The sequence below is a fragment of the Micromonospora sp. LZ37 genome, assembly GCF_059359015.1.
The window spans coordinates 85,815-97,669 of record NZ_JCADBL010000004.1; the positions used below are offsets into that span (position 1 = coordinate 85,815).

The following is an 11,855-nucleotide window of genomic DNA, read 5'->3' on the forward strand; positions in this document are numbered from 1 at the left end:
CGGCTCGTCGGCAACTGTCACACGCCAATTCAGCGACTGCCAAAATCGGGACAAAAGGTCAGGGGCAAAGCGACGGGCCGTACGAAACCAGCAACAAGCGCCGGGCAGGACACCGAGGCCCAAACGGAGCAGGACATCGAACTCCACCTGCGGTCAGTTCTGGTCCATCACGTTGAGGGGACCCGTCCTCGTCGACGGGCACCAGCAACGACCGGAGAAGCTCACGACAGACGGTCCCCGATGACGCCCGTCACGACGAGCAGGACCGCGGCGACCAGCAGAGCAAGAGCCATGATCCGGCCGCGTCGCTTCGATTCGGCATTGCTGGCCGCCCGATGGACACCCAGGCCCGTCACCGCCGCCACACCAAGGGGTACGGCTACCGACATGACCGCGAGAAACGACCACGGGTCGAAGATCCCACGCTCGTCACCGACGATGACCAACTGGTAGACCACATGGCCGAGGGCGACGACACAGAAGAAGAACAGCACCATCGACACCAGCGCGACGCTCTTGCGGAAGTCGTGCCACTGATCCAGCTTCTCCGGCGCCGCCCGATCCGTCTGTCCCGCGTCACTCACGCCCGCACCCTGGCACAGCGCCACCACCGACCGCGACCCCGCCCTCACCACCAGGTCATACTCTGATCGCTCTCAGCATTAGCCTGGCCCGGTGTCGGATGGCGACGAGTACGACGAGCTGGTGCTCGGCTCGCTGGAGTGTTACGAGCGGGCGGTACGCCGGGTGGCGGAGGACTTCACCCGGCGAGGTGCCGTCGTTCACCCGCTGGGTGTGGACCTTGACGCCCTCGACGCCCTGCACGTGCGCGTCGGCAGGCGGGGGCAGGCGGGTGAGGACATCCTGGGCAGCCTGCCTGTGACCCGCGACCTGGAGCGGGCCGTCGTCGAGCTGGCCGACCTGCTGCAGGAGAAGGAGTTCGACCAGGGCGACACCACCTGGCCCGGGTGTCTGTCCGGCCACACCCATCCTCCTACCGCGGCGCTCGTCGACGGGGTCGCCTGCTGGCAGTGCCCGCGCAGCCACGCGATCCTCTTCCCGATCGGACAGCCAACGGCGGCGCCGAGAGCCGCACCAGCCCATCGGCGACCCAACCTCTGAGAGCGGGTGAACGTCAGCATGCGGGACGAGGAACTGCACGAACTCGACGAGCTGCACCGGGCCGCCACACCGGGCCCGTGGTTCGTCAGGCAACTCGACGACGCCGCCGCGATGAGCCTGGTCGCCGTCAGCACGGTCCCGGACACCGGCCGGGGCGAGCGGTGGCCGGACTTCGACTCCGGTGAGGTCGTCGCCGCGACCCTGGTGCAGCACCCTCGCTGTGTCGATGTCGCGGACGGGCGCTGGGAGGAGAACGCGGCCTTCATCGCGATGGCCCGCACGGCCGTGCCCCGCCTGTTGGATGAGGTCCGGCGGTTGCGCCGGCTGCTGGCCGAGTCCCGACCGGCGGAGGGTCACGACGGTTCCCCGGCAGCTTGACGCGACCTGCGGGAGTCCCAGCGGAGTGGACTCGCTGACCGTGCCTCACGGCGAACCGGGCCTACTCGACATCGCCCACCTTCCGGGAATGCCGGCGCGCCTCCTGTCAGGCGCCCCGCCTCACGCCTCGGGCAGGGCGTACCAGCGGCCCGGCCGCACCTCCGCTAGCTCGCCGGTGCCGGCGAGGTGCGCGCACGCCGCGAACAGCTCCTCGTCCGAGGGCCGGGCGTCGGGGCCTTCGTCGAGAAAGAGCCCGATTCGCCAGGCGTCGAATGCCTCCACACCGTCCACCAGGTCGACGTCGACCTCCCGGCCCTGTTCATCCGTCATCCGGCAGCCCACGCCGTGGATCGAGTACTCGACGCCCGTGCTCGACGTGCCCTCCCGGGGGAGGGTTCGGGTGTGCCGCACCGCCGTCATCAGGTCACCGATGTCTCGAAATCCGGGGTAGGCGTCGAACAGTCGGGACCGGATGTGCCGCAGGGCGGCGGCGTAGCGCCGCACCGCGTCGATCGCCATCTCCGATTCCTTGCTCACATGATCATTATGTTCCTGCCACTGCGATGCCGGGTGGGCGTGGGGCGTGGACGGGCAGCGATGGGCACGGGCACAGGCGGGGGGACCGATGAGGGATGTGGCGCGGCTGGAGCGCCTGATGGCGAGCGCCGTCCGCTGCGAGATCCGGGCCAGGGGGAGGAAACGTTCCCCTCTTCGTCACCTGTCGGCGGGTGCGCAGCCCTGGTTTCCTCATCCACACACCGAGAGAAAGCAGGGCTGACATGTCGCTTCCCCGCCGTGCCGTCGCCACCTCGGCCGTGGCCCTCGCCGCTGCCGCCGTCGCGCTGGTCGACGCGTCGCCGGCGCTGGCCAGCACGCCGTCGAGCTGTTCCAGCGTCCGCCAGATCGGCACCACCCGGGTGCTGACGGTCGACGGCATGCAGGCCGCCTCGGTCAAGCAGTACTACGGCTGTGGCTACAACTACGCCTACATCTACGTCTGGGAGCAGTACCGCAACACCCACTCCAACTGGGACCTCTACGTCCACGTGATCAACCACTCGGACAGCGGCAACGACTACGGCGAGGGCCGGCTGGACAACACCACCCGCGCCGAGTTGTGGGGCGCGCCGGCGGACACGGCGTCGGAGTGCACCCACGTCACCGGCTACCTCAACGGCACGGGCGGTTCGACCAGCAAGGTCTGCTGACCGGGAACGGCACCCCGAAAGGATCGGAATGAAGTTCACCCTGCGGAAGGCGCTCGGCGTGGCCGCGGCGGTCACCGCGCTCACCGTCGCCCTGCCCAGCCCGGCCATGGCGTCGGACTCGTACCACGTCATGAACACCGGAGACGCGTTCGGCGGCCCCGTCTTCGACTAAGCGGCGAGGCGTACTTCACCGAGCACGGCGACATTTTCAAGATCTGCGGCACCGACGCCGACGGGTACGCCGTCAAGATGGCCATGACTCCGAGTGCCGGGCCTTCCGGTTCTACAACGACCACTGATCGCCGAACGTCGGGGCGGCCCTCGCACCGGGCCGCCCCGCCCCCGGTGGCCGTGAGATTGCCGCCGTACGAACGGGTGACATCACGGTGCCGGCCCATCGGTAGCATTCGACGGCGATGGTCCACAACGAACGGTCGTTGACGCAGAGCCACCACCCCGACCTCGGGGTCGACGGCTGCGCCGAGGCCGTCGAGGTCGGTCGGGGCGGCTTCGGCGTCGTCTACCGGGCCTGGCAGCCCGACTTCTCCCGCTGGGTCGCCGTCAAGGTGCTCGCCGCCGACTGGCACGGTCCGTCCCGGGCCCGCTTCGAGCGGGAGCTGCGGGTGCTGGGCCGACTCTCCGACCATCCGCACATCGTCACCCTGCACCAGGCCGGCCGGACCGCCGCCGGCAACCCGTACCTGCTGATGGCGTACGAGGAGGGCGGCTCGCTGGGCGACCGGCTGGCCGGCGGCGCGGCGGGCGACTGGCGGGAAGCCGTCGCGGGTGGGATCACGGTGGCGGGGGCGCTGGAGACCGCGCACCGCGCGGGCGTGCTGCACCGCGACGTGAAGCCCGAGAACATCCTCATCTCCGGGTACGGCGAGCTGAAGCTGGCCGACTTCGGGCAGGCCCGGCCCCGCTCGCCGCATCCGGGCGGCCCGGGCGCGAAGGTCACCGCGAGCGTGCTGCACGCCGCGCCCGAGGTGCTGCGCGGGGCGCCCGCCACGGTGACCGCCGACGTCTACGCCCTGGCCTCGACGGTGCTGCACTGGATCCGGGGTGCCCCGGCCTTCGCCCCGACCCCCGGGGAGCCGCTGGACTCCCTGATCCGCCGGATCACCGCCGACCCGCCGCCCGACCTGCGGCCGCTCGGCGTACCCGAGGAAGTGTGCGCGGCCCTGGAACGGGCGATGGCGAAGGACCCCGCGCGGCGACCGGCGACGGCCGCCGCGTTCGCCGACGAGCTGTGCGCCGCGCAGGCGGCGGCCGGGCAGCCGGCGACCCCGTTCGTCCTCGGCGGCGGCGACGCCGCCGGGCCCTGGCCGGCCCGGCCGGTCGAGCCGGCGCCGCCGTTGTCGCTGACCGATCGCCGCCGGGCCGCCCTGGCGCTGTCGGCCACCGTCGGGCGCCCGCCGTCCCGGGTACGCCGGCCCGCGCTGGTCCGGTCGGTCGGCCTGCTCGCCGCGCTGGCCGCGGTGCTCGCCATCGGCCGGCCCGACGGCCCGCCACCGCCCGTCCCGCCGGCCCTGCCCGCCGAGCTGGGCTTGGGCGAGCTGGAACTCCACGCCCAGTCCCCCGAGCAGGTGCTCACCGTCGACAACCGCGACGACCGTCCGGTCCGGCTGACCGGGCTGGCGGTCACCGGGCCGTCCGGCGGGGACGTGCAGGTCAGCACGGACGGCTGCACCACCGGGCCGCTGGCGCCGGGTGCCCGGTGCGAGGTCCGGCTCGTGGTGGTGCCGCGCACGGTCGGGCCGCTGCGGGCGTCGGTGGAGCTGACCGCCGACGGGCGGCGGCTCTCCACCGCCCTGGTCGGCACGGCGGCGCCCCGCCGGGCCAGCCGGGACGACGCCCCGCCCGGCCCCTGCTACGCCGACGCCTACCAGGTCGGAACCTCCGCCTACGGGTACGCGGGCGGCCTGAAGGCGATCTCCGTCAAGCAGTACTGGTCCCCGAGCTGCCAGGCGTCCATGGCGTACGTGTGGGTGTGGAAGCAGTACCGGGACAACGCCTCCGTCGGCGGCGGCACCTGGAGCGTCGAGTTGGCGGTGCGGACCGACCGGCCGACGTCCCGGCAGCGGGCCGGCGGGCAGCCGTACGAGCTGTGGACCGAGCCGTACCGGCCGGTGGGCCGGTGCACCACCGCGACGGCGACCGTGACCAGCGCCCGGTCCGAGGAGGTCAGCGTGGCGACCACCGAGCCGTACTGCGGGCGCTGACCGGGGTGGAGGGCTACTTCGAGGTGCACGGGGTGGGCAGCGTCCGGCTGGTGCCGTTGACCGCCGCGGCGCTGACCATCGGCCGGGCCCCCGGCAACGAGCTGACCGTCGACAGCAAGCTGGTCTCCCGCCTGCACGCCCTGGTCGAGCGCTTCCCGTCCGGCTGGACGATCCGCGACCTGGGCAGCACCAACGGCACCACGGTCAACGGCGGTCCGGTGCGGCAGGCGCGGCTGCTGCGCGACGGCGACCGGGTCGAGATCGGCCCGGCCCGGCTGGTGTTCCACGCGCCGTCGCTGGCCGGCACCCGGACGGTGGGGGTGGAACCGCCACCGTCGCCGCCGGCGCTCACCCGGCGGGAACGGGACCTGCTCGAGGTGCTTTGCGGCCCGTACCTGGTGGGCGGCACGCCGTTCCCGGAGCCGCCAGCGACGCGGGCGCTCGCCACCGCGCTGGGAGTCAGCGAGAGCGCGGTGAAGAAACACCTGGCCCACCTGTACGACAAGTTCGGCCTGGTGACCAACGACGACCGGCGCCGGTCCCGGCTGGCCGGCGAGGCGGTGCGCCGCGGCGCGGTGTCGCCGGCCGACTGACCCGCGCGTGCCCTCCGGGCCGGCCTCGAACGGTCAGCGGCGGACGCCGACCCCGGCGTACCCGTGCGAGACCCGCTCCTGCGGCTCGCCGTCCGGCCGCCACTCGGCCACCGGCACCAGCCCCGGGTCGACCAGGTCGTAGCCGTCGAGGAAGCGCAGCACCTCGGCGTGCGAGCGGGGCACCAGCGGCGAACTGCTCCGGCGGTAGACCGCCTGCCCCTGCTCGGCGAGCAGCGGCGGGGCGCCGTCCAGGGTGAGGTGGGAGACGACGAGGGGGCTGCCGGGGACGGTGGCGTCGCGGAGCCGGGCCACCGCGTCGTACGGGGCGTCGGCGTCCGGCACGAAGTGCAGCACCGCCACCAGCAGCACGGCCACCGGCCGGTCGAAGTCGATGGCCCGCCGCACCTCGGGGTGGGCGAGCAGTTCGTCGGGGCGGCGCAGGTCACCGCGGACCACCACGGTCCGGTCGTCCACGGGCAGCAGCCGCCGGGCGTACGCGACGGCGACCTCGTCGTGGTCGACGTAGACCACCGTGGCGTCGGACGCCACCTGGCGGACGATCTCGTGCACGTTGCCCTGGGTGGGCAGCCCCGCGCCGATGTCGAGGAACTGGCGTACCCCCTGCTCGGCGGCGTGGCGGACGGCCCGGCGCAGGAAGTGGCGGTTGGCCTGCGCGGCGATGCCGGTGTCCGGGAAGATCTCCAGGATCTTCTCGGCGGCGGCCCGATCGGCGGCGAAGTTGTGGCAGCCGCCGAGGAAGTAGTCGTACATCCGGGCCACGTTCGGCCTCTGCTCGGCGTCGGTCGGCACGGTCACCGGCCCTCCCTCCGTCGGCGGGACGTCGTCGCACCTCGATGTCTAGCACTCACGGCGACGCCACGCTGACCCGCGGTGTCGGCGATCCGGCTGCGGCCGGCCGCCCACCCGGGTAGGACGGGAGCAGCAACCGTCGCGAGCAGCCGTGCCCGGACGGCGGCCGCGTCGCCGAGGAGGTACGCCATGAGCAGTCAGCGGGAGACCGTGGAGGTCGATCCGGTCGTGTTCCGAGCGGTCTACGACTCGCCCGCGTCGCTGCCCGGGCGGCACCGCTGGACCACCTCCGAGCACGACGTACGCCGGATCGAGAAGCTGCTCGGGATGCCGGCGCGCAGCATCGGCGCGCCGTTGTGGGTCAGCGGCGACGAGCCGGACTGCCCGACGTGCGGCCGCCGGCAGAGCTGGCTGGACATCGTCTCGTCGGCGCTGAAGGGCGTGCACGACCCGGCGATGATCGCCACGGTGATCCTCGGCGACCGCAAGTACGTCAACACCGAGGTCCCGGACGCCATCGCCGGGGTGCACTGCGTGGACTGCCACACCCCGATCGAGGGGCTGCGCAGCTTCAAGTGCCACAACTGGGCGTACGCCTTCGAGGCGCTGGAGGCGGTGCTGGAACAAATGGACGGCGGGGTCAGCCGGGGATCAACTCCCTGACGTGGCGCAGCCCGGGACGGTCGTCGAGCAGCACCTCGCCGACGGGCGTGAACCCGGTACGCCGCAGCACGGCCAGTGATCCCGGGTTGTCCCGGGTGGTGGCGGCGGTCAGCCGGATCAGGCCGTACTCGTCCCGGGCGAGCGCGCAGACCTGCCGTACGCCGGCGGTGGCGAGGCCGCGCCCGGCGACCCGCTCGGCGACCCGGTAGCCCAGCTCGGCGCGGCCGTCCTCGACGTCGACCAGGTTGAACCGGCCGAGCACCGACCCGTCGTCGTCGACCAGGACGTGGAACCGGCACCGGCCGGTGTCCTGCTCGGCGAGGAGCGCCGCGTGCCGGGCGTCGAACGCGGCGAAGTAGTCGTCGCCCCGATCCGGCACGCTCCGCGCGAAGTAGACGCGGTTCTCCTGCTCGAAGCTCAGCAGCGCGGCGGCGTGGTGGGACGTCAGCCGTTGCAGGTCGGGCATCGCGCCACCCTAGCGGCTTCCGTCCACGCCCCGACGAAGGTCGTAGGCAAACCCTCACCATCGCACGCTGCCGTCCATTTCGGTGATTCGTACCGTCCGTTGCAGGTGAACGGGGTATGAACATTTGGTGAGGTGAGTGATGGTGCATACCGGCACGACGGACGTTCCCGACATCAGCGAGCAGTGGTACCGCGACTTCGTCGAGGTGGCCGACTCCGCACCCGGCCCGGTGCAGTGGTTCGCGGGGCACTTCACCGAGGGGGCGATCCTGCTGCTCGGTGCGCTGTTCCTGCTCGCCGCCGCGCCCCGGCTGCGCCACGGCGGCGCGCGGCAACGGGCGGTGGCGCTGGTCGCGCCCGTCACCGTCGTCCTGGCGTACGCCTCCAGCGAGGGGCTGAAACTGGTCTTCGACCAGGACCGGCCGTGCCGGGGCGCGATCGACATCGTCGCCGCCCGGTGCCCACCCCCGGGCGACTGGTCCTTCCCCAGCAACCACGCCACCATCGCCGGGGCGCTCGCCGCCGCCACCCTGCTCCTCTCCCGCCGGCTCGGGCTGGTCGCGGCGGTCCTGGCGCTGGTCGCCGCGCTCTCCCGGGTCTTCGTCGGGGTGCACTACCCGCACGACGTCGGCGCCGGCCTGCTCCTCGGCGCCCTGGTCGCGGCGGTCGCCACCCCGCTGGCCGCCCGGCCGCTCGCCGAGCCGCTGCGCCGCTGGAAAGCGGCCCACTCCACCCCGTCCCCCTCGGCGCCGACCGCCACCGACCCGTCCCCCTGGTCGTCGACCCGACGCCGCCCGCCGCCGTCCAACGCCGCCCAGCGCTGAAGATCGACCCCGTTTGCGGCGTGTCGGGGTGTCCCGGCCTGGAGACACCCCGACACGCCGCATCCCGGGAAGGTGCCCGGCGGGCCGGGCCGGCGCGAGGGCGGGCCCGGGCCACGGCGGGCCCGGGCCAGGGCGGGCGAGGGTCAGGGCGGGCGAGGGTCAGGTGGCGAGGACGAGGGTGGCGGCGGTGCCGACGATCAGGAAGGGGCCGAAGGGGAGGTGGCTGGTCCAGCTGACCCGGCGGGCCGCCAGCAGTCCCAGGCTCACCACCGCCGACAGCGCGAAGGTGAGCACCAGCCCGGCCAGCAGCACCGGCCAGCCGTACCAGCCGAGCAGCGCGCCGACGCCCAGCGCCAGCTTCGCGTCGCCCAGCCCGAAGCCGCGCCGCCCCAGCAGCAGGGTGGTGGCCGCGAACGCCGCGCCGAGCGCCACCCCGGCCACCAACGCGCGCAGCCAGGGGCCGCTGCCCGCCCCGGTCAGCGCGGCGATCCCGAGCAGCGCCCAGGTGCCGAGCGCGGCCGGCCAGGTGAACCGGTCGGGTAGCCGGTGCACGGCCACGTCCACCAACCCGAGCGGGACCGCCCAGCCCAGCCACCAGGCCAGCGCGGCCCGTTCCGCGAGGCCGCCGCCGACGAACAGCAGCACCGCCAGCGCCGCGAGCAGGGCCAACTCGACGGTGGCGGGCGGTGCCCCGATCCGCGCCCCGCACGCCGGGCAGCGGGCCGCCGGTCCGAGCCCCGGGTGGCCGAGGCCGATCGGCGTACCGCAGCCGTCGCAGGCGGTCCGGGGCGCCGCACCCGGGGGTACGGCGTACCGGGCGACGGCGAGCCGGAGCAGCGGGGCGACGATCACGACGGCCAGGAGGCGGGTCAGCAGGAACACGGAGGGTGATTTTCCGATCATCGTGGTGTGATCATCCCGCGTCGCGTCGACGTCGGTCGGGTGCCCTTCGGCCGACCCCGCGGTGGCCGACCCGCGCCCCCCCCGGGTCTTCGGCCCAGGGGGACGGATCGGGCGAGCCGCATCGACGGACCCCATTTCGCCTCCTGAGGCGGCCGGACCGGCACCCGGGTCCGGCCGATCGGCGGTACCGGCCTGCGGCGCGGGCGCCGCCAGGGGCACCGGCCCGCCGCTCGGGACGTCAACCACGCCCGGCCACCTCCACTCATCACTGAGAGTGTTCGGTTGAATTGCCTCTGTTGCATCGGCGGACGTCAGCCTATGCTCGCCCCTTGGGTACGACGCAACCCCCGCCATGACGCGTCGGAGGCCATCACAGACATCGGGTTCCACATTTCGTCAAAGATCCGCACAGGTAAATGCGCCAGCACCACATTCAGGCCCGGACATCATCATCCGGGCGCGCTGTCGCATGCCCGGAGGTCGCCGCGCCGGTGACCCCCGGGTAACACCGAGGAGGGCACGGCGTGCGTACACGGCAATCCCGCCGATGGACAACCTGCCTGGTCATCGCTGTGACGGTCGGCTCCGCCGCCGGCTGTGGCAGCGCCGCGGAGACGTCCACCCCGGCCGTGGCGCCCCGCGCGGACGCTGCCGGGCAGCGGCCGAGCGAGGCCGAGCGAAAGGCGGAGAAAGCGGCGCTCGCCGCGTACTCCGGCTATCTGGAGGCATCCCGCGAGGCGAGCCGGAAAAGCGATCCCCGGCATCCCGCGCTGACCCGTTTCCTGGCCGATCCGTTGCTCACCCGGGTACGGATGGCGATCAACGAGACCCGGCGGCACGGTGCGATGCGGACCGGGACGCTGCGCTCGGACCCGGCGGTGACCTCGGTCAGCCTGGACTCCGTCCCACCGACCGTGCAGATCCAGGACTGCCTGGACGCCACGGCCTACCGGCTGGTCTACGCCAAGGACCAGCGGGTCGTGCCCGGTTCCGGCGGCAGCCGCCACCTGGCCACCGCCACCGCGACCCGGTATCCGGACGGCCGCTGGCTGATCAGCACCGGCGCCGGGCACGAGGACCAGCCGTGCTGACCCGGGGAGGAGGGCGCGTGCCGGCCCGGCCCGGGACGCCCCGCCGGCTGCTCGCCGGGACGCTGCTGGCTCTGCTGGTCGCCGTCGTCGCGCCGCTGCCCGCCTCGGCCGCCGACCCGGGCCGCAACTGCCCGATCGGGCAGGAGGACTGCAACGTCTGGGACGAGGACCCGGGCATCCCCGGCGACCCGGGCGGCGACGACGGCCCCGGTGGGCCGGGCGGCCCGGGCGCGGCACCCAAGTGCCAGTGGAACGGCAAGCCGCTGCCCTGCTACAACGAGTTCCTCGGCTGGTTCAACAACGGTGACGGCTGCTACTACAAGCTCGCCGAACCGCAGCGCGACGCCCCCGAGGGCAAGCAGTGGTACGTCCAGACCTGCAACGGCGGCGACCTGGGCACCCAGGTACTCGTGCTGCTCGACGGCCCGCCCGCCGGGTTCGGCGCCCCGCCCGACCCGGAGGAGCTGGCCCGCCGCGCGCTCGCCTCGATCAAGCTGCTCCCGCCCCGGGTGGCGGTGGCGCCCCGGCGCAGCAAGGGCCCCGGCCTGGTCGGCCTGCCGGTCTGGATGTGGGCCAGCCCGGGCCGGAACTACTTCGGCCCGATCCACGCCTGGGACTCCGACCGCGGCCTGCGGGTGGACATCACCGCCAAGGTCGACCGGATCGTCTGGACCATGGGCAACGGCGTCAAGGTCACCTGCACCGACGAGGGCACCCCGTACGACCCGAAGGGGCCCCGCGCCGGGAAGACCTCGCCGGACTGCGGCTACGACCGGGGCTACGACCGGGCCGACACCTATCGGGTCAGCGCCACCACGTACTGGTCGGTGACCTGGTCCGGCGGCGGTGAGAGCGGCGTCATCCCGCAGACCCGGACCAGCGGAACCGTCCCGATCGACATCGACGAGCTACAGGTGGTTGCCCGATGAGCCTGGCCACACGCAACGGAACCCCGATCGACGCGCCCGTCGCCCCGCCCCGGGTGGTCCGGCAGCGCCGGACCCGGCCCGGCCTGCTCGGCCTGGCAGTGCTGCTGATCGCGCTGGGCGGGCTCGGCGCGGCCTTCGCGGTCACCTCCGTCAAGGCCACCGGCAGCTACCTGGCGGTCGCCCGCCCGGTCGAGGTGGGCCGGCAGCTCAGCGCCGACGACCTGGTCACCGTGCAGGTCTCCGGCGGTCGGGGGTTGGCCCCGGTGCCGGCGAAGCGGCTCGACGAGGTGGTCGGCAAGCGGGCCGCCGTCTCGCTCACCCCCGGCACCCTGCTGACCATGGCGCAGCTCACCGACGCGCCGCTGCTCGGCCCGGGGCAGCAGCAGATCGCGCTGGGCCTCACGCCGGCCCAGGTGCCCGCCCGCAAACTGCACCCCGGCGACAAGGTGCTGCTGGTGAGCACCCCCGGTGACGACACCGACGACCCGACGCCGAGCACCCGGTTCACCGGCACCGTGATCGACACGGCCACCCCGGAGAACGACGACGTGGTGGTCTACCTGGCACTGCCCGTACGGGACGTGCCGGCCGTGGTGGTGCTGGCCGCGCAGGAACGGATCGCCCTCGTCCTCACCGAGGCGGCCTGA

The 11,855-nt window shown here is 73.5% G+C and carries 16 protein-coding genes; 11 read left to right on the top strand and 5 right to left on the bottom strand.

Features of this window, described 5'->3' with window-relative positions; genetic code table 11:
- Nucleotides 1-221: 221 nt before the first annotated feature.
- Nucleotides 222-584, bottom strand: a complete 363-nt coding sequence (locus tag AC5L3Z_RS10460) for a hypothetical protein (RefSeq protein ID WP_494841362.1) — start codon at nt 582-584, stop codon at nt 222-224.
- Between the two features lie 91 nt (nt 585-675).
- Here AC5L3Z_RS10460 and AC5L3Z_RS10465 point away from each other — a divergent pair, with 91 nt between their 5' ends.
- Together AC5L3Z_RS10465 and AC5L3Z_RS10470 are read left to right on the top strand one after the other, a co-directional pair.
- The gene (locus tag AC5L3Z_RS10465) at nt 676-1,122 is read left to right on the top strand and encodes a hypothetical protein (protein ID WP_494841363.1); all 447 of its coding nucleotides are present in this window, start codon (nt 676-678) and stop codon (nt 1,120-1,122) included.
- 6 nt (nt 1,123-1,128) lie between these two features.
- On the top strand, nt 1,129-1,500 hold the full coding sequence (locus AC5L3Z_RS10470; RefSeq protein ID WP_494841364.1) for a hypothetical protein: 372 nt from the start codon (nt 1,129-1,131) through the stop codon (nt 1,498-1,500).
- Between the two features lie 120 nt (nt 1,501-1,620).
- Here the strand turns inward: AC5L3Z_RS10470 and AC5L3Z_RS10475 are convergent, their stop codons facing one another.
- A complete protein-coding gene (locus tag AC5L3Z_RS10475) occupies nt 1,621-2,037 on the bottom strand; it encodes a DUF6896 domain-containing protein (RefSeq protein WP_494841365.1) in 417 nt (138 codons plus the stop codon).
- Between the two features lie 242 nt (nt 2,038-2,279).
- Here AC5L3Z_RS10475 and AC5L3Z_RS10480 point away from each other — a divergent pair, with 242 nt between their 5' ends.
- From AC5L3Z_RS10480 to AC5L3Z_RS10495, 4 genes are all read left to right on the top strand, one after another.
- Nucleotides 2,280-2,708 carry a hypothetical protein gene (locus AC5L3Z_RS10480; protein ID WP_494841366.1) on the top strand — a complete coding sequence of 143 codons (429 nt, stop codon included), beginning with the start codon at nt 2,280-2,282 and terminating at the stop codon, nt 2,706-2,708.
- Nucleotides 2,709-2,736: 28 nt separating this feature from the next.
- Nucleotides 2,737-2,880, top strand: a complete 144-nt coding sequence (locus AC5L3Z_RS10485) for a hypothetical protein (protein WP_494841367.1) — start codon at nt 2,737-2,739, stop codon at nt 2,878-2,880.
- Between the two features lie 244 nt (nt 2,881-3,124).
- On the top strand, nt 3,125-4,930 hold the full coding sequence (locus tag AC5L3Z_RS10490; protein ID WP_494841368.1) for a serine/threonine-protein kinase: 1,806 nt from the start codon (nt 3,125-3,127) through the stop codon (nt 4,928-4,930).
- A 5-nt stretch (nt 4,931-4,935) separates the two neighbouring features.
- Nucleotides 4,936-5,523 carry an FHA domain-containing protein gene (locus AC5L3Z_RS10495; RefSeq protein WP_494841369.1) on the top strand — a complete coding sequence of 196 codons (588 nt, stop codon included), beginning with the start codon at nt 4,936-4,938 and terminating at the stop codon, nt 5,521-5,523.
- Between the two features lie 33 nt (nt 5,524-5,556).
- Here AC5L3Z_RS10495 and AC5L3Z_RS10500 read toward each other — a convergent pair whose 3' ends face one another.
- Nucleotides 5,557-6,339: an SAM-dependent methyltransferase gene (locus AC5L3Z_RS10500; protein WP_494841370.1), complete on the bottom strand. Its 783-nt coding sequence runs from the start codon at nt 6,337-6,339 to the stop codon at nt 5,557-5,559.
- A 183-nt stretch (nt 6,340-6,522) separates the two neighbouring features.
- Between AC5L3Z_RS10500 and AC5L3Z_RS10505 the strand changes: the two genes are divergently transcribed.
- Complete coding sequence (locus AC5L3Z_RS10505) at nt 6,523-6,996, top strand: DUF8243 domain-containing protein (protein WP_494841371.1); 474 nt, start codon at nt 6,523-6,525, stop codon at nt 6,994-6,996.
- Here the strand turns inward: AC5L3Z_RS10505 and AC5L3Z_RS10510 are convergent.
- Nucleotides 6,974-7,462, bottom strand: coding sequence for a GNAT family N-acetyltransferase (locus AC5L3Z_RS10510; RefSeq protein WP_494841372.1), 489 nt, complete (start codon nt 7,460-7,462; stop codon nt 6,974-6,976). The genes AC5L3Z_RS10505 and AC5L3Z_RS10510 overlap by 23 nt on opposite strands.
- Before the next feature lie 139 nt (nt 7,463-7,601).
- On the opposite strand from AC5L3Z_RS10510, the gene AC5L3Z_RS10515 reads away from it, so the two are divergent.
- Nucleotides 7,602-8,285 (top strand): phosphatase PAP2 family protein, encoded by a 684-nt coding sequence (locus tag AC5L3Z_RS10515; protein WP_494841373.1) that lies wholly within the window; start codon nt 7,602-7,604, stop codon nt 8,283-8,285.
- A gap of 159 nt (nt 8,286-8,444) precedes the next feature.
- On the opposite strand, the gene AC5L3Z_RS10520 is transcribed toward AC5L3Z_RS10515, so the two are convergent.
- Entirely contained in the window at nt 8,445-9,188 is a 744-nt protein-coding gene (locus AC5L3Z_RS10520; RefSeq protein WP_494841374.1) for a prepilin peptidase, read from the bottom strand.
- Between the two features lie 629 nt (nt 9,189-9,817).
- On the opposite strand from AC5L3Z_RS10520, the gene AC5L3Z_RS10525 reads away from it, so the two are divergent.
- The 3 genes from AC5L3Z_RS10525 to AC5L3Z_RS10535 are packed head-to-tail and all read left to right on the top strand — an operon-like array spanning nt 9,818 to nt 11,855.
- Nucleotides 9,818-10,279, top strand: coding sequence for a hypothetical protein (locus tag AC5L3Z_RS10525; protein ID WP_494841687.1), 462 nt, complete (start codon nt 9,818-9,820; stop codon nt 10,277-10,279).
- Between the two features lie 17 nt (nt 10,280-10,296).
- Complete coding sequence (locus AC5L3Z_RS10530) at nt 10,297-11,208, top strand: hypothetical protein (RefSeq protein WP_494841375.1); 912 nt, start codon at nt 10,297-10,299, stop codon at nt 11,206-11,208.
- Nucleotides 11,205-11,855, top strand: coding sequence for an SAF domain-containing protein (locus AC5L3Z_RS10535; protein WP_494841376.1), 651 nt, complete (start codon nt 11,205-11,207; stop codon nt 11,853-11,855). The genes AC5L3Z_RS10530 and AC5L3Z_RS10535 overlap by 4 nt, the downstream gene beginning before the upstream one ends.

Excerpts from the sequence above, each read along its gene's own strand:
- AC5L3Z_RS10480 (WP_494841366.1), top strand. The coding sequence starts at position 2,280 with ATGTCGCTTCCCCGCCGTGCCGTCGCCACCTCGGCCGTGGCCCTCGCC.
- AC5L3Z_RS10485 (WP_494841367.1), top strand. The coding sequence starts at position 2,737 with ATGAAGTTCACCCTGCGGAAGGCGCTCGGCGTGGCCGCGGCGGTCACC.
- AC5L3Z_RS10490 (WP_494841368.1), top strand. The coding sequence starts at position 3,125 with ATGGTCCACAACGAACGGTCGTTGACGCAGAGCCACCACCCCGACCTC.
- AC5L3Z_RS10505 (WP_494841371.1), top strand. The coding sequence starts at position 6,523 with ATGAGCAGTCAGCGGGAGACCGTGGAGGTCGATCCGGTCGTGTTCCGA.
- AC5L3Z_RS10510 (WP_494841372.1), bottom strand. The coding sequence starts at position 7,462 with ATGCCCGACCTGCAACGGCTGACGTCCCACCACGCCGCCGCGCTGCTG.
- AC5L3Z_RS10515 (WP_494841373.1), top strand. The coding sequence starts at position 7,602 with ATGGTGCATACCGGCACGACGGACGTTCCCGACATCAGCGAGCAGTGG.
- AC5L3Z_RS10520 (WP_494841374.1), bottom strand. The coding sequence starts at position 9,188 with ATGATCGGAAAATCACCCTCCGTGTTCCTGCTGACCCGCCTCCTGGCC.
- AC5L3Z_RS10535 (WP_494841376.1), top strand. The coding sequence starts at position 11,205 with ATGAGCCTGGCCACACGCAACGGAACCCCGATCGACGCGCCCGTCGCC.